At 73.5% G+C, this 24,785-nt stretch carries 26 protein-coding genes and 1 riboswitch; of the genes, 15 read left to right on the top strand and 11 right to left on the bottom strand.

The window, feature by feature from the left end:
- Positions 1–18: 18 nt before the first annotated feature.
- The 4 genes from IE295_RS22300 to IE295_RS22285 all read right to left on the bottom strand — a co-directional run bounded on the left by IE295_RS22300 (position 19) and on the right by IE295_RS22285 (position 4,400).
- A complete protein-coding gene (locus IE295_RS22300; RefSeq protein ID WP_372478770.1) occupies positions 19–1,539 on the bottom strand; it encodes a cobyric acid synthase in 1,521 nt (506 codons plus the stop codon).
- The gene (locus tag IE295_RS22295; protein ID WP_190065504.1) at positions 1,536–2,495 is read right to left on the bottom strand and encodes a cobalamin biosynthesis protein; all 960 of its coding nucleotides are present in this window, start codon (positions 2,493–2,495) and stop codon (positions 1,536–1,538) included. The genes IE295_RS22300 and IE295_RS22295 overlap by 4 nt, the downstream gene beginning before the upstream one ends.
- Positions 2,496–2,623: 128 nt before the next feature.
- Positions 2,624–2,747: riboswitch (cobalamin riboswitch) on the bottom strand.
- Positions 2,748–2,885: 138 nt separating this feature from the next.
- On the bottom strand, positions 2,886–3,128 hold the full coding sequence (locus tag IE295_RS22290) for a hypothetical protein (protein WP_190065503.1): 243 nt from the start codon (positions 3,126–3,128) through the stop codon (positions 2,886–2,888).
- An 18-nt stretch (positions 3,129–3,146) separates the two neighbouring features.
- Positions 3,147–4,400: an inorganic phosphate transporter gene (locus IE295_RS22285; protein ID WP_190065502.1), complete on the bottom strand. Its 1,254-nt coding sequence runs from the start codon at positions 4,398–4,400 to the stop codon at positions 3,147–3,149.
- Positions 4,401–4,512: 112 nt separating this feature from the next.
- Between IE295_RS22285 and IE295_RS22280 the strand changes: the two genes are divergently transcribed.
- The 3 genes from IE295_RS22280 (at position 4,513) to IE295_RS22270 (ending at position 7,930) form a co-directional block, all read left to right on the top strand.
- On the top strand, positions 4,513–5,211 hold the full coding sequence (locus IE295_RS22280; protein ID WP_190065501.1) for a class II aldolase/adducin family protein: 699 nt from the start codon (positions 4,513–4,515) through the stop codon (positions 5,209–5,211).
- A gap of 94 nt (positions 5,212–5,305) precedes the next feature.
- Positions 5,306–6,430 (top strand): alpha/beta hydrolase, encoded by a 1,125-nt coding sequence (locus tag IE295_RS22275; protein WP_190065500.1) that lies wholly within the window; start codon positions 5,306–5,308, stop codon positions 6,428–6,430.
- 111 nt (positions 6,431–6,541) lie between these two features.
- Positions 6,542–7,930: a hypothetical protein gene (locus IE295_RS22270; protein WP_190065499.1), complete on the top strand. Its 1,389-nt coding sequence runs from the start codon at positions 6,542–6,544 to the stop codon at positions 7,928–7,930.
- A 27-nt stretch (positions 7,931–7,957) separates the two neighbouring features.
- On the opposite strand, the gene IE295_RS22265 is transcribed toward IE295_RS22270, so the two are convergent.
- Entirely contained in the window at positions 7,958–8,380 is a 423-nt protein-coding gene (locus IE295_RS22265) for a VOC family protein (protein ID WP_190065498.1), read from the bottom strand.
- 19 nt (positions 8,381–8,399) lie between these two features.
- Entirely contained in the window at positions 8,400–8,543 is a 144-nt protein-coding gene (locus tag IE295_RS22260; protein WP_190065497.1) for a hypothetical protein, read from the bottom strand.
- A 191-nt stretch (positions 8,544–8,734) separates the two neighbouring features.
- Between IE295_RS22260 and IE295_RS22255 the strand changes: the two genes are divergently transcribed.
- The 8 genes from IE295_RS22255 to amaP all read left to right on the top strand — a co-directional run bounded on the left by IE295_RS22255 (position 8,735) and on the right by amaP (position 14,187).
- Positions 8,735–10,333, top strand: coding sequence for an ABC-F family ATP-binding cassette domain-containing protein (locus IE295_RS22255; RefSeq protein WP_190065496.1), 1,599 nt, complete (start codon positions 8,735–8,737; stop codon positions 10,331–10,333).
- 369 nt (positions 10,334–10,702) lie between these two features.
- Positions 10,703–10,924, top strand: coding sequence for a helix-turn-helix domain-containing protein (locus tag IE295_RS22250; protein ID WP_030366669.1), 222 nt, complete (start codon positions 10,703–10,705; stop codon positions 10,922–10,924).
- A gap of 114 nt (positions 10,925–11,038) precedes the next feature.
- Complete coding sequence (locus IE295_RS22245; protein ID WP_190065495.1) at positions 11,039–11,830, top strand: enoyl-CoA hydratase/isomerase family protein; 792 nt, start codon at positions 11,039–11,041, stop codon at positions 11,828–11,830.
- Positions 11,831–11,920: 90 nt separating this feature from the next.
- Positions 11,921–12,388 carry an Asp23/Gls24 family envelope stress response protein gene (locus IE295_RS22240; RefSeq protein ID WP_190065494.1) on the top strand — a complete coding sequence of 156 codons (468 nt, stop codon included), beginning with the start codon at positions 11,921–11,923 and terminating at the stop codon, positions 12,386–12,388.
- A 28-nt stretch (positions 12,389–12,416) separates the two neighbouring features.
- Positions 12,417–12,602 (top strand): hypothetical protein, encoded by a 186-nt coding sequence (locus tag IE295_RS22235; protein ID WP_190065493.1) that lies wholly within the window; start codon positions 12,417–12,419, stop codon positions 12,600–12,602.
- Positions 12,603–12,606: 4 nt separating this feature from the next.
- Positions 12,607–12,960, top strand: coding sequence for an Asp23/Gls24 family envelope stress response protein (locus IE295_RS22230; RefSeq protein ID WP_224322853.1), 354 nt, complete (start codon positions 12,607–12,609; stop codon positions 12,958–12,960).
- Positions 12,957–13,583 carry a DUF6286 domain-containing protein gene (locus IE295_RS22225; protein ID WP_190065492.1) on the top strand — a complete coding sequence of 209 codons (627 nt, stop codon included), beginning with the start codon at positions 12,957–12,959 and terminating at the stop codon, positions 13,581–13,583. Before IE295_RS22230 ends, IE295_RS22225 begins: the two co-directional genes overlap by 4 nt.
- 7 nt (positions 13,584–13,590) lie before the next feature.
- Positions 13,591–14,187, top strand: a complete 597-nt coding sequence (gene amaP / locus IE295_RS22220) for an alkaline shock response membrane anchor protein AmaP (RefSeq protein WP_190065491.1) — start codon at positions 13,591–13,593, stop codon at positions 14,185–14,187.
- A 9-nt stretch (positions 14,188–14,196) separates the two neighbouring features.
- Here amaP and IE295_RS22215 read toward each other — a convergent pair whose 3' ends face one another.
- The 4 genes from IE295_RS22215 to IE295_RS22200 all read right to left on the bottom strand — a co-directional run bounded on the left by IE295_RS22215 (position 14,197) and on the right by IE295_RS22200 (position 18,731).
- On the bottom strand, positions 14,197–14,952 hold the full coding sequence (locus tag IE295_RS22215; RefSeq protein WP_190065490.1) for an SDR family oxidoreductase: 756 nt from the start codon (positions 14,950–14,952) through the stop codon (positions 14,197–14,199).
- A gap of 5 nt (positions 14,953–14,957) precedes the next feature.
- Positions 14,958–16,751 (bottom strand): glycoside hydrolase family 15 protein, encoded by a 1,794-nt coding sequence (locus IE295_RS22210; RefSeq protein WP_190065489.1) that lies wholly within the window; start codon positions 16,749–16,751, stop codon positions 14,958–14,960.
- Positions 16,752–16,780: 29 nt separating this feature from the next.
- Positions 16,781–17,668 (bottom strand): SURF1 family cytochrome oxidase biogenesis protein, encoded by an 888-nt coding sequence (locus IE295_RS22205; protein ID WP_190065488.1) that lies wholly within the window; start codon positions 17,666–17,668, stop codon positions 16,781–16,783.
- 64 nt (positions 17,669–17,732) lie between these two features.
- A complete protein-coding gene (locus tag IE295_RS22200) occupies positions 17,733–18,731 on the bottom strand; it encodes a DEDDh family exonuclease (RefSeq protein ID WP_190065487.1) in 999 nt (332 codons plus the stop codon).
- A gap of 222 nt (positions 18,732–18,953) precedes the next feature.
- On the opposite strand from IE295_RS22200, the gene IE295_RS22195 reads away from it, so the two are divergent.
- Entirely contained in the window at positions 18,954–19,862 is a 909-nt protein-coding gene (locus IE295_RS22195; RefSeq protein ID WP_190065486.1) for a sterol desaturase family protein, read from the top strand.
- Complete coding sequence (locus tag IE295_RS22190; protein ID WP_190065485.1) at positions 19,859–20,599, top strand: lysoplasmalogenase; 741 nt, start codon at positions 19,859–19,861, stop codon at positions 20,597–20,599. The genes IE295_RS22195 and IE295_RS22190 overlap by 4 nt, the downstream gene beginning before the upstream one ends.
- On the opposite strand, the gene IE295_RS22185 is transcribed toward IE295_RS22190, so the two are convergent.
- Positions 20,560–22,113 (bottom strand): S8 family serine peptidase, encoded by a 1,554-nt coding sequence (locus tag IE295_RS22185; RefSeq protein WP_190065484.1) that lies wholly within the window; start codon positions 22,111–22,113, stop codon positions 20,560–20,562. The two genes, IE295_RS22190 and IE295_RS22185, sit on opposite strands and share 40 nt — an antisense overlap.
- 618 nt (positions 22,114–22,731) lie before the next feature.
- Between IE295_RS22185 and IE295_RS22180 the strand changes: the two genes are divergently transcribed.
- On the top strand, positions 22,732–23,049 hold the full coding sequence (locus IE295_RS22180; RefSeq protein ID WP_224322902.1) for a DUF485 domain-containing protein: 318 nt from the start codon (positions 22,732–22,734) through the stop codon (positions 23,047–23,049).
- Complete coding sequence (locus IE295_RS22175) at positions 23,046–24,695, top strand: monocarboxylic acid transporter (protein WP_190065482.1); 1,650 nt, start codon at positions 23,046–23,048, stop codon at positions 24,693–24,695. Before IE295_RS22180 ends, IE295_RS22175 begins: the two co-directional genes overlap by 4 nt.
- Positions 24,696–24,785: the final 90 nt, after the last annotated feature.

Genomic DNA, 24,785 nt, shown 5'->3' with positions numbered 1-24,785 from the left:
CGATATGGCCGGGGAGGCTCATGGGGCCCCCGGCGGTATGAACGGGTAACCGCTCGGCACCCCGTTTTCGATGAGCCGCAGCAGCGCATCCGTGTCCGCGTGTTCCTCGATCAGGTCTCCCAGCCGGTCGAGCTGTTCCTCGCGCAGGGCCGCGAACGACGTGTCCGGGGCCGGGACGAAGGCCCGTCCGGCCGCCTTCGCCACCCGCCGCAGGAACGCCCGGCGGAAGCCGTCGCTCTCCAGCGAGCCGTGCCAGTGCGTGCCCCAGACGGCGCCGACCCGGCAGCCGTCGAGGAACGGCTCGTCGCCGCCCATGACGTCCGCGACGCCGTGGTGGATCTCGTAGCCCTCCACCCGCTCGCCCAGGGCGGTGCCCACCGGCCTTGCCAGGGTCTTCTCCGCCGCGAACCGCACCCGCACCGGCAGCAGCCCGAGGCCCTCGACGACGCCGGCCCGGGACTCCACCTCGTCCTCGATCCGCTCGCCCAGCAGCTGGAAGCCGCCGCAGACGCCGAGGACCGGGCGGCCCTCCGCTGCGCGCCGCGCGAGCGCGTCGGCGAGCCCGCGCTCGCGCAGCCACGCCAGCGCGCGGACCGTGCCGCGCGTGCCCGGCACGACCACCAGGTCGGCGTCGGCGAGCTCCTCGGGCCGGTCCACGAAGCGCACCACGACGCCGGGTTCGGCCGCCAGTGCGTCCACGTCCGTGAAGTTGGACATCAGCGGGACGGCGCACACCGCCACCCGCAGCACGTCGGCGCCGTGCGGCGGGGCCACCACCGACTCCCGTACGGCGCCGCGCAGCGACACGCGCAGGCCGTCCTCCTCGTCGATGCCCAGGCCGTGGGCGAAGGGCAGCACGCCGAACGTCCGCCGGCCCGTCAGGTCGCGCAGCATGTCCAGGCCGGGCTCCAGCAGGGTCACGTCGCCCCGGAACTTGTTGACGATGTAGCCCGCTATCAGCTCCTGGTCCTCGCGCGAGAGCAGCGCCGTGGTGCCGAAGAAGGAGGCGAAGACGCCGCCCCGGTCGATGTCGCCGACGACGACCACGGGCAGCCGGCCCGCCCGCGCGATGCCCATGTTGACGATGTCGCTGCGCCGCAGGTTGATCTCCGCCGGGCTGCCGGCGCCCTCGCAGATGACCGCGTCGTGCGTACGCCGCAGCTCCTCGAGGCACTCCGTCACCGTGCCGAACAGCTGCTCCTGGCGGCCCGCGTGGTAGCCGCGCGCGCTGAGCTCGCCCACGGGCTTGCCCATCAGGACGACCTGGCTGCTGCGGTCGCCGCCGGGCTTGAGCAGCACCGGGTTCATGAGCGCGCTGGGCTCGACGCGCGCGGCCGCGGCCTGCATGGCCTGCGCGCGCCCTATCTCCGCGCCCTCGCGCGTGACGTACGAGTTGAGCGACATGTTCTGCGCCTTGAACGGCGCGACCTTGACGCCCTTGCGGACCAGCCAGCGGCAGATCCCGGCGGTCACCACGCTCTTGCCCGCGTCGGAGGTCGTGCCGGCCACCAGCAGGCCCCCGCCCCTCCCAGCTGTCACCGACAACGCTTCCTCCTCGTCACGGTCGCCACGACCGTCCTTGTCAGCAGGGCCGTTCCCAGGGCCAGGACCGAGACCCGGCGCGAGAGCCGCACCGCGCGTTCGATGTCCGCCACCTCGACCGGCCGGTTCTCCGCGCCCAGTACGGGGCGGTGCTCGACGCGGCCCGCGTAGGCGAGGGTGCCGCCCAGCCGCACCCCGAGCGCCCCGGCGAAGGCGGCCTCGACCGGGCCGGCGTTGGGGCTGGGGTGGCGGGAGGCGTCGCGTCGGGCGACGCGCAGGGCGCCGCGTGGGTCGGGGCCCGCGAGGACGGTGAGGGCGGCGGTGAGCCGGGCGCCGGGCCAGCCGGCGACGTCGTCGAGGCGGGCGGAGGCCCAGCCGAACCGGCGGTAGCGCGGGGACTTGTGGCCGACCATGGCGTCGAGGGTGTTCACGGCCCGGAAGCCCACCAGCCCCGGCACGCCGCCGAGCGCTCCCCACACCAGCGCGCCCACGACGGCGTCGGAGGTGTTCTCGGCGACGGATTCCACGACCGCGCGCGCGATCTGTTGCTCGTCCAGCGCCTGCGGATCGCGGCCGCACAGGTGCGGCAGCCGCTCGCGGGCGGCCGCCAGATCGCCGGCGGCGAGCGCCCCGCCGACGGCGCGCGCCTCGCGGCCCAGCGAGGTGCCGCCGAGCACGGCCCAGGTGGCGGCGGCGGTCAGGGCGACGCGGGCGGTACGGGAGGGGCGGGCGGTACGGGCCAGCAGCCCGGCGCCGGCGACGGCGCCGCCCGCGCACAGCAGGGTGTGCAGGGCGCCGGTGCCGCGGTGGTCGCGCCACAGGCGCTGCTCTACGGCGTGCGCGGCGCGCCCGAAGGCGGCCACGGGGTGGCCGCGGCGGGGGTCGCCGAGGAGGAGGTCGCCGGCGAAGCCGAGCGCGGCACCGCACGCGAAACCGAGGTGATCGGCACGCATCGGCTCAGGCCGCCGTCGTGCCTCGGAGGAAGGTGCGGGAGGGGGCGGGCGGTATGCGACGGCGGCCGGGCATGGCGATGTGTCCTCACTCAGGGTCCGCGCCCTGGCTCGACGTGACCGGCGACCAGAGTCTCCTGGCTCCCGGATCGGCGTCGCTCCGGCCTTCCAGCCCGCGGGGCGGGCCGTGGCCCTCGGTGGAGGACGCTCCCCGGTGACAGTGGCGGGACCGCGCCGGATTCGCACCGGCTTCCTCTGCTGTCGCCGTTTGGCTCGGGGAAGTCCACCACGGCCCGGGAAGGGCAGTCAACTCACAGCTGACCTGCGGCCTTCCCGGGCCGTGGGAGGTGTATGCGGAGGTGCTCCGGGCGCCCGGGAGCGCCCGGAGGGGCCTTAGGAGACGATGAGGAAGATGCCGTATCCGACGGCCGCCGCGCACAGCGCGAAGCAGGCGTACGCGCCGGTGCGCATCAGCGCGTTGGGGGCGGCGGGCGCGGCGACGGTGCCGTCCGGCTGCTCCTGGGGCTTGCGGGGCGCGGTGCCGACGATGCCGAGGGTGAAGACGCCGACGAGCGCGACGGTCACGACGAGGCTGACGCCGAAGACCTGGCCGAGGGCTTCCCAGTTGATCTGCATGACGGGTTCCTTGGTTCCTTAGCTCGTCGCCGCGGCGGCGGGGGCGGCGGAGGAGCTGGCCGCCGGGGCGGCGGCCAGGTTGCCGGCCGGCGGCGGGGCGACGGCCTGGAGGGCGGCGGTGATGACGCCGGCGGGCTCGAGGGGCTCGGCGTCCACGCCCTGCGGCTGGTTGAGGTCGTTGACGTTGTCGTGCGTCACCGGCTTGCGGCGCGAGGCCAGCCAGATCGCGCCGGACACGCCGAGGCCGAGGACGGCGACCGCGGCCACGCCCCAGTCGCCCTGGTCGGCGAGGAGGGCCGCGCCACCGGCGACCAGGCCCGCGGCGGGCAGGGTCAGGCCCCAGGCCATGACCATGCGGCCGGCGGTCGACCAGCGCACCACGCCGCCCTTGCGGCCGAGGCCGGCGCCCATGATCGAGCCGGAGCAGACCTGGGTGGTGGAGAGCGCGAAGCCGATGTGCGAGGAGGCGAGGATGACGGTGGCGGCGCCGGTCTGGGCGGCGAAGCCCTGGGCCGGCTTGATGTCCGTCAGGCCCTTGCCGAGCGTCTGGATGATGCGCCAGCCGCCGAGGTACGTACCGAGCGCGATGGCCAGGCCCGCGGAGACGATGACCCACATGGGCGGGTCGGAGTGCGGGGCGACGACGCCGCCGGCGACCAGCGCGAGGGTGATCACACCCATGGTCTTCTGGGCGTCGTTGGTGCCGTGGGCGAGGGAGACCAGGGCGGCCGAGGCGATCTGCCCGGCGCGGTAGCCCTTGGCGGTCTCCTGCTCGTCGCGGCCCCGGGCCAGGCGGTAGGTGAGCCGGGTCGCGCACCAGGCGGCGATGCCGGCCACCAGCGGCGCGGCGACGGCCGGGATGAGGACCTTCATCACGACCTTGTCGGTGTTGACCGCGTCGAAGCCGACGGCGACGACCGTGGCACCGATCAGGCCGCCGAAGAGGGCGTGCGAGGAGCTGGAGGGGAGGCCCGCGAGCCAGGTCAGCAGGTTCCAGACGATCGCGCCGACGAGTCCGGCGAAGATCACCTCTGGCCTGATGCCGGCCGTCTCGTCGATGATCCCGCCGGAGATCGTCTTGGCGACCTCCACGGACAGGAACGCGCCGACGAGGTTGAGCACGGCCGACATGGCCACTGCCACCTTGGGCTTGAGCGCCCCGGTGGAAATGGTGGTGGCCATGGCGTTGGCCGTGTCGTGGAAGCCGTTCGTAAAGTCGAACACCAAGGCCGTGACGATCACGATCCCGATGAGAAGCGTGATGTTTTCCATTCACCCAGGCAATCAGCTCGATGGTCAGTACGCGGCGACCGTAGGGACTCAGGGTGAACGGAAGGTGAACTGGGCCGAGCGGAACCATGACGCGAACCGGAGGCGACGACCGATGAGTGCGCACGAAGAGATCGGCGGCAGCGGGAGCGGAGCCGGCGCGGCGGGCCAGGACCCAAGGCGCGCCTGGGCGGAGGTGGTCGCCACGGCCCGCCGCACCACGGCCGAGGGGCTCGTCGTCGGCACCTCCGGCAACGTCTCCGCCAGGGTCGGCGACGTGGTGCTCGTCACGCCCAGCGGCGTCCCCTACGACCGTCTCGGCCCCGCCGACATCACCGGCGTCGACCTCTCGGGCCGCCAGGTGATCGGCGAGCTGACCCCCACCAGCGAGCTGCCCATGCACCTCGCCGTCTACCGCGCCACCGACGCCGCCGCGATCGTGCACACCCACGCGGTGCACGCCACGGCCGTCTCCACCCTCGTCACCGAGGTCCCGCTGATCCACTACATGGCCGCCGCCCTCGGCGGCCCGGTCCGCGTCGCCCCCTACGCCCGCTACGGCAGCGACGAACTGGCCGCCCACGTCCTGCGCGCCCTCGACGGCCGCAGCGGCTGCCTGCTGCGCAACCACGGCACCCTCACCCACGGCGCCACTCTCGAGCAGGCCTACGACCGCACCGCCCAGCTCGAGTGGATGTGCAGGGTCTGGCTCACCGCCGCCACCGTCCCCGGCCACACCCCGGCCCTGCTCACCCCCGGGCAACTGGACGAGACGGCCGCCGCCCTGCGCGGCTACGGACAGCGGCGGGAGTGACCCCGGGCCCCGGCGCGCACGTCCCGCGGGCGCGGCGCGCCGGGCACGGCACGCCCACTGGCCGTGGCCGGGGCCCGAGCCCACACTGGGGGTGATGGGCCCGCGCCGGGCGGCGGCCCTGACCGCCGCCACTGTGATCGGTGCCGGAGCGGCCGCGGTGGCGGCCGGACGGTACGCCGGTGACGCTGCCCTCAAGGCCGGCCCCGGCCGGCCGCCGCCCGGCGAGCCGAGGATCGCCGTCCACGACACCGGCCCGGGCACCGTCACCCTCACCCGCACCCCCGCCGCGCTGCGCCCCGGCACCTACGGCCTGACCGGGCGCGGCCTGCACGCCGTGGTCGGGGGCGTGGTGGCCGACGTCTCGCACCCCCACCACTGCGTGGTGAGGCGCCTGGAGCGCGTCGCGCACGGCAGCCCGCGGCAGGGCGACCACGTCTGGCTGACCCCGCGGGTGTACGCGGGCAACCCGCGCGACGCGCTCGGCCTCGACCACGCCGACGTGGACGTGCCCGGCGAGCTCGGGCCGCTGCCCGCCTGGTTCGTGCCCGCGGCCCGCGACACCTGGGTCATCACCGTGCACGGCCTGGGCACCACGCGCGAGCACGCCATGAACCTCCTGCCGTTCCTCCACGCGCAGCGGCTCCCCGTGCTCGCCGTCACCTACCGGGGTGACCCCGGAGCGCCCCGGCCGGCGCACGGAATCGGCCACTTCGGTGCGAGGGAGTGGCGGGATCTCGATGCCGCCCTCCGTTACGCCCTGCGCAACGGCGCCCGCCGCGTCGTGCTGCACGGCTGGTCCACCGGCGCCACCATGGCCCTGCTCGCCGCCCGGGAGTCCTCGCTCAGCCGCCACATCGGCGGCCTCGTCCTGGACTCCCCGCTCCTCGACTGGCCCGCCGCGCTGCGCGCCCTCGCCGCCCACCGCGTCCCGGCGCCGCTCATTCCGCTTGCGGTCCGGGCGACCGAGGGCAGGATCGGCCTCGCCCCCGGCAGCCTGCTGGACGCCGCCGACCCGGCCGGCGTGACCGTGCCCACCCTCGTGGTGCACGGCACCGACGACCCCCTCGCGCCGCTGCGGCACTCCCGCGAACTCGCCGCCGGACGACCGGAACTGATCACCCTGCGGATCGTCCGCGGCGCCGGCCACGCGGGCTCCTGGAACGCCGATCCGGTGGGCTACGAGGAGGCCCTGCGGCGCTTCCTGGTGCCCCTGATGTAGCGGGCGCGCACGGCGCCCGCGCCCTGCCTGCGGCTTCCCCCCACGGGGTGCGCGCGGCCGGATAGTTGATTCCGATTGGGTTTTCGGAGCGTGAACGGCAAGACTGCTCCTGTGACGTCCCGTACTCCGCGCGACTCCCGGCTCAGACTCGTCCCCCGACAGCCGATCGCCGCCGCCCGCCGGGCCGTGGCGAACCGAGGCTCCCGCCCGGCGCCCCGACCGCCCGCAGGCACCCCGGCCCGGCCGGAACTGGCCCGGCAGGCCAGAGCAGGTCTCGCCGGCACGGTCCGGCTGGCCCGCTGGGCCGCCGACGAGTGCGCCCGCGGCGGCGGGCTGTGCGACGAGACCGTCGACCGGGCCGCCGCCGCACTGGGTCTGACGACCGGCCAGGTACGCTCCGACTGGGACCGCGCCCGCCTCGCCGGGCTCCTCGAGCTCCACGACGGCGCCGCCCGCCCCGGCTGGCGGCTGCAGGCCTGGGACCGCGACGACAGCGCCGTGCTGCGCGGCTGGGTCGCCCTCTTCGACGCCTGGTCCCTGGCCCACCCCGAGCCCGCCGGCACCGATCCGACCCTCGCCGCCGAGGTCGTCGAGGCCGCGCCCCAGCTGCTGTCCGTCATGCACCTGTCGGCCGGCCCGGTCTCCGTGGCCATGCTGCTCGACCTGCTCCAGCAGCGCGTCGCGGAGATCCGCGCCGAGCGCTGCGAGGTCCCCTACGGCACCCAGCCGGCCACGACCCCGGCCCCCGCCCCGGTCACCGGGGACCCGCTCCCCGAACTGCTCGACTGGGCGCTGCGCGGCCTCGCCTCGGTGGGCGCGCTCGTCATGCGCGGCGACGCCGGGCCGCGGGCCGAGGCCCTGCTCACCCCGCTGGGGAACTGGGCGGTGTGGGTCAAGCTCGAGCAGATCTGCGTCGCGGCCCAGAGCCCCGCCGGCAACATCGAGCTGTCCGCCGAGGCCATGCTGCGCGGCTGCGCCGACCTCACCCCCGGGCCCGCCCGCGCCGAGTACCGCGCCTGGCTGGCCGCCCGGCCCGTGCGCAGCGCCGTCGCCGAGCTCCTGGACGCCGCCCGCGCCGACGACGCCATGGTCCGGGGCCTGGCCTTCGAGGCCCTGCGGGCGGTCGGCGCCCCCGCCGAGCCCGCGGTGCGGGCGGTGGCCCTGGAGCCGGTGCTGCGCCCGTACGCCCTGCTGTGGCTCGCCGAGCACGAGGGGCACGACCCCGAGGAGGCGGCGGAGGTCCTCACGCGCGAGGAGGCGACGTGGCTGTGGGTGGACACGGCCGCCGCCGTCGCCGACCACGGGGAGAGCCGGCTGCTGGTGCGGCACCTCGACTCGGCCGTCCAGGGCACGGTTCCGGGCCTGCTGGAGGAGGTACGGGCCGTGGGGCATCCCCGCACGGTCCAGGTGCTGGTCGCGCTGGCGGCCGCGCACCCCGACCCGGCGCTGGCCAAGGCCGTGCGCCGGGCCGCCTTCCAGGTGCACCGGGGCGGCGCCTGACCGGGGCCGGGGCGGTGGCCGGCGGCCTCAGCCGATGATCTCCGGTCCCTTCGGGGCGTACGTGCCGAAGGTCCAGATGTTGCCCCCGACGTCCCGCGCCATGTAGTCGCGGGAGCCGTACTCCTGGTCGGTCGGGGGCATCAGGATCTCCACGCCGTGCTCCGCGGCCCGCGCGTGGTGGGCGTCGGTGTCCTCGACGACGACGTAGACGCCCGCCGGTCCCGCCTGCCGCATCGCCTGGTCGAAGATGCCGCCGCGCCCCCGGGAGCCGACCATCACCATGCCGTTGCCGTGGACGAGCTCGGCGTGCAGCACGGTGCCGTCCTCGCTCTCGTACAGCGCGGTCCTGGCGAAGCCGAAGGCGTCCGTCAGCTGGCGGATCGCCGCGTGCGCGTCGTCGTACAGCAGGGCGGGGCAGATGGCCGGCGAGACCGTGTGGGTGTCCGTCATGACGCTCGCTCCTCGTGCGTTAGCGGAAGGTGTCGCAGCGCCGCAGGTCACCCGTGGTGAAACCGGTGGTGAACCACATCAGCGGCCGCCCCGTGGACTTCTCGGGGCTCACCGTGCCGGGCCGGCCCCGGTGCCCCGTGGCCCTCCAGCCAGGGCTGTCCACCCCGAGTATCGGCGAACCGTCCCTTCCCCGCGCTCTCCGGCGTGCCCGGGCGCGGCGCGCGACCCCGGAATTCCGGTTGCGCGCCCCCGTTAGACTGGTCCGCATGGCATTCCTCCTCGCGCATTAGACGGCGTCATCGCGACCCCAGTCCGTCCCACCGCCGTCCACTTCGCCCAGGAGTAGAAACCCCCGTGATCACCGCCTCCGGTATCGAGCTGCGCGCCGGCGCACGCGTCCTCATCGAGTCCGCCTCCTTCCGCATCGCCAAGGGCGACCGCGTCGGCCTGGTCGGCCGCAACGGCGCGGGCAAGACCACCCTCACCAAGTGCCTCGCCGGCGAGGGCATCCCCGCCGCGGGCACGATCGCCCGCTCCGGCGAGGTCGGCTACCTCCCGCAGGACCCCCGCACCGGCGACCTCGACGTCATGGCCCGGGACCGCATCCTCTCCGCGCGCGGCCTGGACTCCGTCCTGCGCAAGATGCGCGAGAACGAGGACCGGATGGCCAACGGCAAGGGCGCCACCCGCGAGAAGGCGATGAAGAAGTACGAGCGCCTGGAGACGGAGTTCCTGACCAAGGGCGGTTACGCCGCCGAGGCGGAGGCCGCGACCATCGCCGCCAGCCTGGGCCTGCCCGACCGCATCCTGACCCAGCCGCTGCACACCCTCTCCGGCGGTCAGCGCCGCCGCGTCGAGCTGGCCCGGATCCTCTTCTCGGACGCCGACACGCTGCTCCTGGACGAGCCCACCAACCACCTCGACGCCGACTCCATCGCCTGGCTGCGGGACTACCTCAAGACCTACCGCGGCGGCTTCATCGTCATCTCCCACGACGTCGACCTCGTCGAGACCGTCGTGAACAAGGTCTTCTACCTCGACGCCAACCGCTCGGTCATCGACGTCTACAACATGGGCTGGAAGCTCTACCAGCAGCAGCGCGAGGCCGACGAGAAGCGCCGCAAGCGCGAGCGCCAGAACGCCGAGAAGAAGGCCGCGGCCCTCAATTCGCAGGCCGACAAGATGCGCGCCAAGGCCACCAAGACCGTCGCCGCGCAGAACATGGCCAAGCGCGCCGAGCGGCTGCTCAAGGGCCTGGACGAGGTCCGCGTCTCCGACAAGGTCGCCAAGCTCCGTTTCCCGGATCCCGCGCCCTGCGGCAAGACCCCGCTGACCGCCGAGGGCCTGTCGAAGTCCTACGGCTCGCTGGAGATCTTCACCGACGTCGACCTGGCCATCGACAAGGGCTCCCGCGTGGTCATCCTGGGCCTCAACGGCGCCGGCAAGACCACCCTGCTGCGGCTGCTCGCCGGCACGGAGAAGCCCGACACCGGCCAGGTCACCCCCGGCCACGGCCTCAAGCTCGGCTACTACGCCCAGGAGCACGAGACGCTCGACCCGGACCGCACGGTCCTGGAGAACATGCGCTCCTCGGCCCCCGACCTGGACCTCGTCGAGGTCCGCAAGACGCTGGGCTCGTTCCTCTTCTCCGGCGACGACGTCGACAAGCCCGCCGGCGTGCTCTCCGGTGGTGAGAAGACCCGGCTGGCCCTGGCCACGCTGGTGGTCTCCTCCGCCAACGTCCTCCTCCTGGACGAGCCGACCAACAACCTCGACCCCGCCAGCCGCGAGGAGATCCTGGGCGCCCTGCGCACCTACAAGGGCGCGGTCGTGCTGGTGACGCACGACGAGGGCGCCGTGGACGCGCTCGAGCCGGAGCGGATCATCCTGCTCCCGGACGGCGTCGAGGACCTGTGGGGCCCGGACTACGCGGACCTGGTGGCCCTCGCCTGACGGGTCGGTCACCGGCTTCTTGATCAGTGGGGTCCCGATCATTCGGCCGACGGGTGATCCATCATCTGAGTGAGGGCGGCTCGTACCCCCGCACCTCCCGGTGCCCCGGCGCACGCGCTGTGCGAGGTGCCGGGCGCCGTTCGCGCCGTGCGGGGGAGTGCACCGTCTGACCTGCCGCTTCACCTCGCCACCCGTACGGCCGTACGAGCCGGATCGCATGGAATCGCCTGCTCCGAGGGCTGTCCCGGCCGGAAATCCCGGGATCTCTTTCCCGCGGACTTCGCATCGACCTTGCCGAATGGGTGGCCAGGAGGCCGCCTAGGGGTGATCATGAGAGACAAGAGGCGCATCTCCCATGAGGAGGCACGGGTGGCCGAGACTCTGAAGAAGGGCAGCCGGGTGACCGGCGCCGCGCGCGAAAAGCTCGCGGCAGACCTGAAGAAGAAGTACGACTCCGGTGCGAGTATCAGGGCGCTGGCCGAAGAGACCGGCCGCTCCTATGGCTTCGTGCACCGGATGCTCAGCGAATCCGGCGTGATCCTGCGAGGTCGCGGCGGAGCAACGCGCGGCAAGAAGGCCGCCTCGGCCTGACGCCGCGCACTCCCAGCACAGCAGTCAGGACAGTCCCACCCGGTCGGCCGACCGGCCGACCGGGTGGTTACTGTGCAGTCAACCAAAGCGACTGCGGCCATTTCGGAGGCCCCCATGACTGCTCGCAGGACCCTGCTCGACCAGGACGGCGTACAGCTCACCGTCGACGACACGGTTGCCACCGTCACGCTCTCCAATCCCGCCAAGCGCAACGCTCAGTCGCCCGCGCTGTGGCGGGCACTGACCGAGGCGGGCCGGCTGCTGCCGGGTTCCGTGCGGGTGGTGGTGCTCAAGGGAGAGGGCAAGTCCTTCTCCGCGGGACTCGACCGCCAGGCCTTCACCCCCGAGGGCTTCGACGGCGAGCCGTCCTTCATCGACCTCGCGCGCGGCAGCGAGGAGGCGCTCGACGCCGAAATCGCCACGTACCAAGAGGCGTTCACCTGGTGGCGGCGCAACGACATCGTCTCCATAGCGGCCGTGCAGGGCCATGCCATCGGCGCCGGCTTCCAGCTCGCGCTGGCCTGTGACCTGCGCGTCTGCGCGGACGACGTCCAGTTCGCGATGCGCGAGACCAGCCTGGGCCTGGTGCCCGACCTCGGCGGCACCCAGCCGCTGGTGTCCCTCGTCGGCTACGCCCGCGCGCTGGAGATCTGCGCCACCGGACGCTTCGTCTCCGCCGCCGAGGCCGAGCTCACGGGCCTGGCCAACGTGGTCGTGCCCGCCGCAGAACTCTCCGCGGCCGTCGACGACTTGGCCGCCGCCCTGCTGGCCGCCCCGCGCGACGCCGTCATCGAGACCAAGGCCCTGCTGCGCGGCGCGGCCGGCCGCACCTACGACGAACAGCGCGTCGCCGAGCGCGCCGCCCAGGGCCGCCGCCTGCGCGACCTGGCGGGGCTCGGGGAGTAGCCGGCCGCCTCCGGTCTTCGTCGTCGCCCGGGCGGGGTGCGCCGACCCCGCCTATGGTGGCGAAGAGGACTGGAAGAAAGGCGACCGACGATGGCAGACACCGTAAGCCCGAACCCCCAGACCGGAAAGAGCACCCCGAGCGGCGGCCAGGGCAAGCAGCCGCAGGCCGCCCCCGCGGACCGCGGCCGCACCACCATCGCCGACGGCGTCGTGGAGAAGATCGCGGGCCTGGCCGCCCGGGAGGTGCCCGGCGTCCATGCCATGGGCAGTGGGCTCTCCCGCACGTTCGGAGCCGTGCGCGACCGCGTTCCCGGCGGCGGCAAATCCCCCAGCCGGGGAGTGAAGGCCGAGGTCGGCGAGGTCCAGACGGCCCTGGACCTGGAGCTCGTCATGGAATACGGCGTGGAGATCAGGGAGATCGCCCGCGCCGTGCGGGAGAACGTCATCGCGGCGGTGGAGCGGATGACTGGCCTGGAGGTCGTCGAGGTCAACATCGCCGTGACCGACGTGAAGCTGCCGGACGAGGAAGAGGAAGAGCCGGAGCCGAGGATCCAGTAGGCCGGCGGGACCGGGTGAGGAGCGCGCGATGAGCATGGCCATGACCGGGATGATCGCCGGCATGGCCCTGGGGTTCGCCGGATACTTCGGCGGGTTCGGGGCCTTTCTACTGGTGGCGGCGCTGGGCGCCGTCGGATTCGTGGCGGGGCGGTTCCTCGACGGGGACCTGGAGCCCGGCGACTTCTTCCGCTCGCGCGACGGACGCGGGAGGTAGCGGCGTGGAGGCAGGACCCGCGGTGGAGCCGGCCCGGCGCGGCGCGACCCGCATCGCCGACCAGGTCGTCGCCAAGATCGCGGCGCAGGCGGCGCGCGAGGCACTGGGCGCACGGACGCCGGAGGACCACGAGCCCCCGCGCGCCTGGGTCACCGTGCACGACGGCTCCGCACGGGTAAGAGTCTCGGTGGAGCTCGGCTATCCGACGGACATCGGCGCCCGCTGCCGCGCGGTGCGGCGGCGGGTCACCGAACGCGTCAGGACACTGGCGGGGATGGAGGTCCCGGAGGTGGTGATCACGGTGGAGCGGCTGCACTCCGCGCACGCGGGCCGCCCGGGCGGGGAGCGGGTGCGATGAGCGATCCCGGGCCACCGGAGAAGAGCCCCGGCCCCGAGGAGGCCCCTGCCCCCGGCCCCGAGGAGGTCCCCGCCCACGACATCGGGGCGCACCGCTTCTGGTCGGCCCGCCGGGTGCCCGCCGCCCTGGTGGCCGCCGCCGTGCTGGGCGCCGCCGGGATCCTCCTCTACGACATCGTCTCCGTGCGGTCCGGCCACCCGGCCATGGCCTGGCGCCGCCGCCTGGCCCACGCCCTGGCCACCCGCCCCCTCGACGACCCCGGGATCGCCGCCTGCGCGGCCGTGGCGGTCCTGCTCGGCCTCTGGCTGATCGTGCTGGCCGCCACGCCGGGCCTGCGCCGGATGCTGCCCATGAGCCGCCCCTCACCGGACGTACGGGCCGGGCTGGACCGGGCGGCGGCCGCGCTGGTGCTGCGGGACCGGGCCATGGAGGTCGCCGGGGTGCGCTCCGTACGGGTGAACGTCCGCCGCCGCGTGGTCCGGGTCCGCGCCCAGTCCCACTTCCGGGACCTGGACGAGGTGCGCACGGATGTGAACACCGTGCTGGCCGAGGGCGTCAGAGAGCTGGGCCTGGCCCGCCGGGCGTCGCTGTCCGTGCACGTCCACCGTCCCGCGAAGGGGTGAGCACCCGGTGCTGAGGACCGCCAACCGCATCCTGCTGGGGCTGGCCGGCGTGGTGCTGGTCGCGCTCGGGGCCGCCGTGCTGGCCGGGGCGCTGGACCTGCCGCGGCGCTGGGGCCTCGCGCTGCCCTCGGGGTGGCCCCTGGCCGGGCCGGACGACGTGCCGCTGAGCGCCGCCCGCCGACGGGGGTGGAGCCGGCAGACGTGGTGGTGGCCCACGCTCATCGGGGGACTGGGCGCCGTCGTGGTGCTGTCCCTGGCATGGCTGCTCGCCCAGGCGCGCCGGCACCGGCTGCGCGAGGTGGGCGTCGACAGCGGCGACGGCGAGACGGTCGTGGTGCGCGGCCGGGCCCTGCAGGAGGCGCTGGCGGCCGAGGCGGCGGCGCTCGAGGGCGTGGAGGACGCCGTGATCACCCTGACCGGGCGGCGCACGGCCCCCCGGGCGCGCATCGGGCTGACCCTCGCCCCGAACGCGCGGCCCGCCGGGGCCCTGCGACGGCTGGACGCCGAGGTCCTGCGCCACGCCAGGACCTCGGCCGGCCTGCTCCGCCTGCCGGCGGAGGTGCGGCTGCGCACGGTGCGCCACCGCGCGCGCCGGGTGGGCTGAGGGCGCGGCCTAGAAGCCGTGCCGGGCGCCGCCGTCGACGGGCAGCATCACGCCCGTGACGTACGAGGCCGCCGGGGACAGGACGAACGCCGCCGTCCTGCCGAACTCCTCCGGGTTGCCGTAGCGGCCGAGCGGGATGGCCGCCGAGCGGCGGGCCCGCGTCGCCTCGGGGTCGCCCGAGAGCGCGTCGAGTTCGCGCAGCCGGTCGGTGTCGATGCGGCCGGGCAGCAGCCCCACGACGCGGATGCCGCGCGGGCCCAGGTCCACCGACAGCGACTTGGCGAAGCCCGCCAGGCCCGGGCGCAGGCCGTTGGAGATCGCGAGGCCGGGGATCGGCTCGTGGACCGACGCCGACAGCACGAAGCCGATCACCCCGCCCTCGCCCAGCTCCGCGGCCGCCGTGCGGGCCATCCGGACCGCGCCCAGGAAGACGGACTCGAAGGCCGCCTGCCACTGGGCGTCGTCGTTGTCGGCCGCCGAGCCGGGCGGCGGGCCGCCGACGCTGATCAGCACGCCGTCGAAGCGCCCGAAGTGCTCCCGGGCGGTGGCGACCAGGCGCTCGGCCGCCGTGGGGTCGGCGTTGTCGGCGCCCACCCCGATCACGCCGGGGCCGATCTTCTCGGCCGCCGCGGCCGCGGCGGCGGCGTCCCGGCCGGAGACGACGACCCGGGCGCCTTCGGCCGCCAGCTCGCGGGCGGTGGCGAAGCCCAGCCCGCGGCTCGCGCCGGTCACCACGTACACCCTGTCCTTGAGTCCAAGATCCATGAGGGTCAGTGTGCCGTGTCCTCCCCGGCCAGGAGAAGGGCGGTGCCCACGAGGCCGATGTGACTGAAGGCCTGGGGGAAGTTCCCCAGGTGCCTTCCGGCCCGGGGGTCGTACTCCTCGGCGAGCAGGCCGACGTCGTTGCGGACCGCGAGCAGTCGCTCGAACACCTCGCGGGCCTCCTTCTCCCGTCCGGTCATGCACAGCGCGTCGGCCAGCCAGAACGAGCAGGCGAGGAACGCGCCCTCGCCGCCCGGCAGCCCGTCCACGGACGTGTCGTGCGGGCTCTCGTCCAGGCTGTAGCGGCGGATGAACCCGTCGCGCTTCAGCTCCCGCCGCACCGCGTCGATCGTGCCGACGACGCGCGGGTCGTCGGGCGGCAGGAAGCCCACGCGGGGGATGAGCAGGGTGGCCGCGTCGAGCTCGCGCGACCCGTAGTACTGGGTGAAGGTGTTGCGTTCCCCGTCGTAGCCCTTCTCGCAGACCTCGCGGTGGACCTCGTCGCGCATCGCGCGCCAGCCCTCGAGGTCGCCCGGCAGCCGCGGGTCGTGCTCCAGGGCGCGCACGGCCCGGTCGGCGGCGACCCAGGCCATGACCTTGGAGTGCACGAAGTGGCGGCGCGGGCCGCGGATCTCCCACAGGCCCTCGTCCGGCTCGCGCCAGTGGTCCTTGAGGAAGTCCAGGAAGCAGCGCTGGATGTTCCAGGCGTGCGGCCTGCCGCCGAGCCCGCCGCTGCGGGCCGCGTACAGGGAGTCGATGACCTCGCCGTAGACGTCGAGCTGCAGCTGGCCGACGGCGTCGTTGCCGGTCCGCACCGGGTACGACCGCTCGTATCCCGGCAGCCAGGGCAGCTCCCGCTCGGGCAGCCGCCGCTCGCCCGCCACCCCGTACATCGTCTGCAGGTCGTTCGGGTCGCCGGCGACGGCGCGCAGCAGCCAGTCCCGCCAGGCGGCGGCCTCGTCCTCGTAGCCCAGGGAGAGCAGGGAGTTCAGGGTGAGGGTGGAGTCCCGCAGCCAGCAGTAGCGGTAGTCCCAGTTGCGGACGCCGCCGATCTCCTCGGGGAGGGAGGTGGTGGGGGCGGCGACGATGCCGCCGGTGGGGGCGTAGGTGAGGGCCTTGAGGGTGATCAGCGAGCGGATCACGGCCTCCCGGTGCGGCCCCCGGTAGCGGCAGCGCGAGGCCCACTCGCGCCAGTCCTCCAGGCTGTGCCGCAGGGACTCGTGCGGGTCGACGAGCCGGGGCCGGGCCTCGTGGGAGGGGTGCCAGGTGAGGACGAAGGCGACCGTCTCCCCGGCCTCCACGGTGAATTCCGAGCGGGTGCTGAAGTCCTCACCGTACGTGTGCACGGGCGGCTCGCTGCGCAGCCAGACCGAGTCGGGGCCGGCGACGGCGACGCGGTGGCCGTCGGTGCGGCGTATCCAGGGGACGATGTCGCCGTAGTCGAAGCGCAGCCGCAGCACGCTCAGCATCTCCACGCTGCCGCTGACGCCCTCGACGATGCGTACGAGGTCGGGGGCGCGGTCGCGCTGCGGCATGAAGTCGGTGACCTTGACGGTGCCGTCGCCGGTCTCCCACACGGATTCCAGGACCAGGGAGTCCTCGAGGTAACCGCGCCGGGTGCAGGCGCCGGCCCCGGCGGGGGCGAGCCGCCAGTGGCCGTTGTCCTCGTCGCCCAGGAGCGCGGCGAAGCAGGCGGGGGAGTCGAAGCGGGGCAGGCACAGCCAGTCGACCGAGCCGTCGCGGCCGACCAGGGCGCTGGTCTGCAGATCGCCGATGAGTGCGTAGTCCTCGATGAGTGCCACGCGGGGCGTCTTCCCTGACCGGCGGGGGGCTACTCGGGGCCGGAGGCCGTCCGGGCGACGCCGGCGGTGTCCCCGGAAGCACTGCCGGGCGCGGGCGCGCGCCCGTCGCCGCCCTCCGTCGCCGCCTCCTCCGCAGCCTCAGCCTCCTGCGCCGCTGCCGCCTCCTGCGCCGCTGCCGCCTCGGCGCGGTCGCGGCGCTCACGGCGGACCAGGATGAACCAGCCGACGGGCACGAAGGCGGAGAACAGCCACCACTGCACGGCGTAGGCCATGTGCGGGCCGATGCTGCTGTGGTCGGGGGCCGAAAGGGGCCGCGGCTGACCGGTGTCGGCGGGGGAAGTGAGCTCGACGTAGCCGCCGAGCAGGGTGCGGTGCAGTTCCTTGGCGCGCTGCTCGCTGCTGATGAGCATCACCTGGCGCGGCGGCAGGCCCGCGGTGTTCTTGATGCCGCTGGCCGTGGTCTCGTCGGCCCTGAGCCGGCCGGTGACGGTGACGCGGCCCGCCGGGGCGGCGGGCACCTCGGGGAACTTGGTCAGGTCGCCGTTGGCCGGAATCCAGCCGCGGTTGACCAGGACGGCACGGCCGTCCGCCATCACCAGCGGCGTGAGGACGAAGTAGCCCTGGTTGCCGTCGTCGTCGGTGCGCATCCGCACCACGACCTCGCCCTTGGGGTCGTACGTACCGCTCGCGGTGACCGTGCGCCAGACGTCGTCGCGCGCCACCGTGCGCCCGGGCCCGGTGAGCTCGGCCACGGGCACGGGGGCGGCGGACAGGCTCCGGGCGATCTGATCGTTCCGCGCTACCCGGTGCTCGTGGCGATGCAGCTGCCAGAAGCCCAGTTGGATCATCGCCGGGATGAGGGCGAGCGCCACGAGTGTGGTGATCACCCACTGCCGGGACAACAGGAAGCGGTACACGCTTTGACGGTACCTGGTGGGGTTCGCCCCCCGGCGAGCGGGTGTCACCCGATCCCCATGCGCCTTATGCCTCTTTTGTCCCGGCGGGGGTCACGTGCGACAACAGCTGTATGAAGGCCGCTTCGTCGACCACCGGCGTGCCGAACGAGCGCGCCTTGACCGTCTTGGAGGTGGGCGCCTCGGGATCGTTGGTGACCAGCAGGCTGGTCAGCCGCGAGACGCTGGTGGCCACGTGCAGCCCCGCCTCGACCGCCCGGTCCTCCAGCAGCTCCCGGTCGACGGATGTGTCGCCCGAGAACGCCACCCGCATGCCCTGCGTCAGCTGACCGCCGGGGACGTAGCGGCCCGGGTTGGGGTACGGGCAGGCCGGGCGCTTGCGGCTGGGCCGCCAGGTCGCCGACCGGTAGGACGGCTGATACCCGACCCTGGCCGGGCGGGCCGGGGCGGACGGCCCGTCGGACCACTCGGTCAGCGGCTGGCAGGCCAGCAGCGGCAGCCGGATCCCCGCCTCGGCCGCCAGCCGCAGGCTCGGCCGGAACGCTTCGGCCAGCACCCGGGCGTCGTCCAGCGCGTGGTGGGCGCGCTGCTGCACGACGCCGTAGTGCGCGGCGAGCGACTCCAGCTTGTGGTTGGGCAGCGGCAGCCGCAGCTCCTTCGACAGTGCGATGGTGCACAGCCGCTGGCGCACCGGGGCGGTCGCCCGGGCGCGGGCGTACTCGCGGGCGATCATCGACCAGTCGAAGGCCGCGTTGTGCGCGACGAGCACCCGCCCGTCCAGGCGCTTGGCGAACTCGTCGGCGATCTCCGGGAACAGCGGAGCGTCGGCGAGGACTTCGGAGGTCAGTCCGTGGATCCACACCGGGCCGGGGTCCCGCTGGGGGTTGACCAGCGTGTACCACTGGTCCTCCACCCGGCCGCGGGCGTCCAGCTGATAGACGGCGGCCGACACTATCCGGTCATCCCGGGCGAGCCCGGTGGTCTCCACGTCGACGACCGCGTATCCCTCCGGATACGCGGCCGGCCACGGGGTGGGCGATGCGGCGTCGGTGCGGTCTTCGAGCATGGTCCAAGAGCTTAAGGGCCCCCGCTGACAACGCCGCAATCCGGCCGGGGACCGGACGGAACCGGACGGGGTGGATCAAGCCAGATCCCTGTCACCCGGAAGGTGGACACCGCCGCCCCGCCGCTGTCGGTGGTGCTGCCACCGAACTCGGGGTAACGCTCTTCGGTACCCGAGGGTAACAACCCCTAGCGGCACCCCCGTCGGCACGCTTATGGTGCCGCCATGCCGCACCTTCCCGATGTCGTGTTGTGGTCCGTTCCCGCCTTCGTCCTGCTCACCGCACTGGAGTTGGTGAGCTACCGGCTGCACCCCGACGACCGCTCCGAGGGCTACGAGGCCAAGGACGCGGCGACCAGCATCGGCATGGGGCTGGGCAGCCTCCTCTTCGACGCGCTCTGGAAGATCCCGATCGTCGCCGTCTACACGGCGGTCTACGAGCTCACCCCCCTGCGCGTGCCCGTCCTGTGGTGGACGCTGCCGCTGATGCTCCTCGCGCAGGACTTCTTCTACTACTGGTCGCACCGCGGCCACCACGTCGTCAGGATCCTGTGGGCCTGCCACGTGGTGCACCACTCCAGCCGCAGGTTCAACCTGACGACCGCCCTGCGCCAGCCGTGGACGTCGCTGACGGTCTGGCCGTTCTACGTGCCGATGATCGCGCTCGGCGTGCACCCGGCGGCGGTGGCCTTCTGCTCGTCGGTCAACCTCGTCTACCAGTTCTGGGTGCACACCGAGCGGGTCGGCAAGCTGCCCCGGCCCGTGGAGTACGTCCTGAACACCGCCTCCCACCACCGCGTCCACCACGCCTCGCAGGGCGGCTACCTGGACCGCAACTTCGGCGGCATCCTCATCGTCTGGGACCGGATGTTCGGCTCGTTCGTCCCCGAAGGGGAGCGTCCGGTCTACGGCCTGACGAAGAACATCGACACCTACAACCCGCTGCGCGTGGCCACCCACGAGTACGCGGCCATCGCCCGCGACCTGAAGGCGGCGCGCACCTGGCGGGAGCGGGCCGGGCGCGTCTTCCGCGGCCCGGGCTGGCAGCCGCCGTCGGTGTCCCCGCCGCGCGCGGACGCCCCGGCCGCCGCCCCGGCCGCCGCGCCCGCACCGGCGAGCGGGCGGGCCGCGTGAGAGGGGCCCGCGCGGCCGCGCCGGCCGTGTCCGCCGTCGTCCTGGCGGTGGTGGCGGCCGTTCACCTGGGGGCGCTCCTGGCCGGCGCCACGACCGCCGCCCACGTGACCAAGCCCGCGCTGATGCCGCTGCTGGCGGCGTACGTCCTGGTGCGCGGCGGTCCCCGGCTGCTCGCCGTGGCCCTGCTCCTCGGGTGCGGGGGCGACACCCTGCTGCAGACCGGCCGGGAGTCCCTCTTCCTGGTGGGGATGGGCTCCTTCGCGGCCGGGCACGTGTGCTACCTCGTGCTCTTCGCCCGGCACGGCAGGAGGGCCGGCGCCCGCGCGTACCGCCTCACGGCCGCCTACGCCGCCGTCTGGATCGCCGTCCTGGCGCTGCTGTGGCCCGGCCTGGAGGCGGACCTGAGGGTTCCCGTCGCGCTCTACAGCCTGCTGCTGACCGTGACGGCGCTGCGCGCGACCGGCGTGGGGGCGTGGGCCGGGGCGGGCGGGGTGCTGTTCCTGCTGTCGGACACGCTCATCGCCGGCGGCCTGGCCGGCTGGCCGCAGGCGCCGGTGCCCCAGTTCTGGATCATGCTCACGTATGCCGCCGCGCAGTACCTGCTGGCGCACGGGCTGCTGACGCGCGTGCGGGCGGACGGGCAGACGGAAGGGGCCGGGCGGAAGCCGCCCGGCCCCTTCGCCGCTCGACGCGGACGTCAGTCCTGGACCGCCGACAGGGCGTCGACGATGCCGTAGCCGTAGAAGCTGTTGACGTTCTTGTTGCCCGTGCAGGCGGCCTTCCACTTACCGGTGCCGTCCGGGTCGTACGCCGCGGTCGGGCAGCCGGGGTTCTTGGCCTGGGCCTTCAGGAGCCACTGGATCTCCTGCGGGCTGGACTTGGGGTGCGTGCTCTTCAGCAGCGCCGCCACGCCCGCCACGTGCGGTCCGGCCATGGACGTGCCCTGCAGGTAGGCCCAGTCGCCGCCCGGCATGGTGGAGAGGATGCCGCCCTCCTTGGCCGGGGCGTCGGGCACCTGCATGGTGTCGCCGCCGGGGGCCGCGACGTCGACGGCCTTCAGGCCGTAGTTGGAGTAGAACGACTTGGCGGACTTCACGCCCGTGGCCGAGACGGTGACGACGCCGGGCAGCTGGGCCGGGACGTCGAGGCAGACCTTGGGGTCGACCGTGCGGGCCGGCGGCTTGGAGCCGGTGTCGTTCGGGCTGCTGGTGTCGACGATCTTGTCGGCGGCCAGGTCGAAGTTGTCGTTGCCCGCGGAGGCGACGTTGACGACGCCCTTGTTCTGGGCGTACTGCGCGGCCCGGCCGACCGCGTCGGCTATCGCCTTCTGGTCGAGGTTGTCCGGGCAGTTGAACAGCCACGGGTCGACGTAGTAGCTGTTGTTCGTCACCGCGGCGCCGTGGTCGGCGGCGAAGACGAAGGCGCAGACCACGCTCTCGGCGTAGAAGAAGCTGTCCTTGGGCGTGCTGACCTTGATGCCGGAGACCTTCACGCCAGGGGCGACACCGGCCACGCCGACGCCGTTGCGGGCCGCGGCTATGGACCCGGCCACGTGGGTGCCGTGGTAGTCGGTCTTCGGGTCGAAGGGACGCCACGCGCCGGGGCTGGTGTCGGCCTTGCCGGAGACGCAGCTGGCGGACTGGCTCGCGGAGAAGTTGGGGGCGAGGTCGGGGTGGGTGTCGTCCACGCCGGTGTCGATGACGGCGACGGTGACGTTCTTGCTGCCCGGGTTGATCTTGGCGGCCTTGTCGGCGCCGATGGCGGGCAGGTCCCACTGCAGGCCCTCGAGGGGCTCCTTGCCGGTGGCGGCCGAGCGGGCGGCGAGGGACTTGGCGCCGTCCTTGGAGAGCTTCAGCTTCTCCGGCTTGCCGTACTGGGTGGTGGCCGCCGCCTTCAGCGGGGCGGTGCGGGTGGCGCCGGCGGACTGCACGCCGGGGACCGCGCGCAGGGCCTTGGCGAACTCCGGGTTCCTGGAGTGCGCGACGACGACGCCGAGCTTGTCGTAGGAGACCACGACGGTGCCGCCGGCCTGCTTGACGGCCTTCTTCACCTTGGTCAGAGTGCCGCGGTCGGTCGCGGTGTTGACCACGTACGACAGCAGCGGACCGTCGGTGGTGGCCGCCCGCACGGCGGTGGTGTCCTGCGGGGCGGCCGAGGCGGCGCCGGGCAGGAAGCCGAGGGAGGCGGTGAGCGCCAGTCCGACGGGGGCCGCCAGCAGGGCGTGCCGGCGTCTGGGACGCAGCTGAGCCATGGGTTCTCCACATCATCCAGGAAGTCCGCCCGGGCGCATGGGTGCGCGTGGGCGGGTACATGACGAGTGAAGCTAGCGCCGATCATGGCCCAGGGCAACGAATTCACCCAGAAATAACATCGGAAGGAATTATTCCGCGCCAGAAGAGGGCAGTTGGGTGTCTTACGGCCCCGGCGTAACGCCCTTTCGGGGCGAAGTGCCCCCGCCGCGCAGGGTGTCGATGCTCAGCGGCGGCAGCGGCACCCGGGGCCCGTACCAGCGGCCCGGCGCCACGGCGGCGGGCGGCCGGCCCGTACCGACGACCCGCACCGGCGCCGTCAACCTGACGCTCCCGAACGGGCGTCGGCCGCCGGCGGACCGGCCGGGAGGTGGGGCAGTGCTCACACCAGGGTCAACGAGGGCGGCGGCGGGCGGTTTTGCCCCCGGCGGCGGCCGCTGCGACATTCGGTGAACCGCCCCCTGTCGCATACTGCGGTGTCGCTCTACGATGCGTGATCCCAGTCACAGGCTCGGCTCGCGCTCCGTATTCACCCGTCAGGAGAGACCGTGGACTCAGAAGAGGCCGTGGGCACCCCACCGACCACAGCCAAGGGCCCGGACGAGCCCGTTCGTCCCGCCATTCCCGCACAGCCCGACCGCTTCACGGACGTGAGGAACAGCGAGGAATTCGGCGAACTGCGCCGGGCGCACCGCTCCTTCGCCTTCCCGCTCACCGTGGCCTTCATCGCCTGGTACCTGCTCTACGTCCTGCTGTCCAACTACGCGGGCGACTTCATGGACACCAAGGTGGCCGGAAACATCAACATCGCCTTGGTGTTCGGGCTGGCGCAGTTCCTCACCACCTTCCTCATCGCCTGGTGGTACGCGCGGCACGCCGCGGCGAAGATCGACCCGAAGGCCGAGGCCCTCAAGGCCCGTATGGAGGCGGGGGAATGAGCACGAGCACCACCATCGCGAGCGCCGTGGCACATCCGCTGGCCGCCGGGGGCGCCGGCGAGCACCGCACTCTGATCATCACCCTGTTCTCCGTATTCGTCGCCATCACGCTGGGCATCACGGTCTGGGCCGGCCGGCAGACCAAGGACGCCACCGACTTCTACGCCGGCGGCCGCTCGTTCACCGGCTTCCAGAACGGCCTGGCCATCTCCGGCGACTACATGTCCGCCGCGTCCTTCCTCGGCATCGCCGGGGCCATCTCCCTCTTCGGCTACGACGGATTCCTCTACTCCATCGGCTTCCTGGTCGCCTGGCTGGTCGCGCTGCTGCTCGTCGCCGAGCCGCTGCGCAACTCCGGCCGCTTCACGATGGCCGACGTGCTCGCCCACCGCCTCAGCCAGCGGCCCGTGCGCACCGCCGCCGGCACCTCCACCATCGTCGTCTCGATCTTCTACCTGCTCGCCCAGATGGTCGGCGCTGGCGCCCTGGTGGCCCTGCTGCTGGGCGCCACCGGCGAGGGGTCGCGGCGCTGGATCATCGTCCTGGTCGGCCTGGTGATGGTGCTCTACGTGACCATCGGCGGGATGAAGGGCACCACATGGGTGCAGATCGTCAAGGCGGTGCTGCTCATCGCGGGCACCCTGCTGATCACCGTGCTGGTGCTCAACAAGTTCCACTGGAACCTCTCCACGCTCCTGGGCCGCGCCGCCGAGGCGAGCGGCAAGGGCAGTGCCTTCCTGGAGCCCGGCCTGCAGTACGGCAAGGACGGCACCTCCAAGCTCAACTTCGTCTCGCTCGGCCTGGCGCTCGTCCTGGGCACCGCCGGGCTGCCGCACATCCTCATCCGCTTCTACACGGTGCCCACCGCCCGGGCCGCCCGTAAGTCGGTGAACTGGGCGATCGGCATCATCGGCGCCTTCTACCTGATGACCATCGCCCTCGGCTTCGGGGCGGCGGCCCTGGTCGGGCCCAAGGCGATCACGGCCTCCAACGAGTCCGGCAACACCGCGGCCCCGCTGCTCGCCCAGGAGGTCGGCGGCGGCGCCGGCTCCACCGGCGGAGCGATTCTGCTCGCCGTGATCTCGGCCGTCGCCTTCGCGACCATCCTCGCCGTGGTCGCGGGCCTGACCCTCGCCTCCTCCGCGTCCTTCGCCCACGACCTGTGGGCCAACGTCATCCGGCGCGGCAGGACGAGCGAGAAGGAGGAGATCCTCACCGCCAAGATCGCCGCGATCGTCATCGGCGCGATCTCCATCGCGCTGGGCATCTTCGCCCACCGGCTCAACGCCGCCGCCCTGGTGGCCCTCGCCTTCGCCGTCGCGGCCTCGGCCAACCTCCCCACGATCCTCTACAGCCTCTTCTGGAAGCGCTTCACCACCCAGGGCGCGCTGTGGTCGATCTACGGCGGACTGATCTCCTCGGTCACCCTGGTGATCCTCTCTCCCGTGGTCTCCGGCAACCCCAAGGCCCTCTTCCCCGGCCTGGCCTTCGACTACTTCCCGCTCGGCAACCCCGGGCTGGTCTCCATCCCGCTCGGCTTCCTGCTCGGCTGGGCCGGCTCGCTGCTGTCCCGGCCGGCGCCGGACCAGGAGCGCAAGTACGCCGAGCTGGAGGTCCGCTCCCTCACCGGCTTCGGGGCGCACTGATCCGTCGGTACGACCGTCCGCCCGGGCCTTCAACGAAGTGTTGAAGGCCCGGGCGATCGCGTACGCTGCGGAGTTATTGAACGACTGTTC

The organism is Streptomyces griseocarneus (genome assembly GCF_014655595.1).
GTDB classification, from domain to species: domain Bacteria; phylum Actinomycetota; class Actinomycetes; order Streptomycetales; family Streptomycetaceae; genus Streptomyces; species Streptomyces griseocarneus.
The sequence above is the reverse complement of the archived record's forward strand: the minus strand, read 5'-3'. Positions and strand labels throughout refer to the sequence as shown.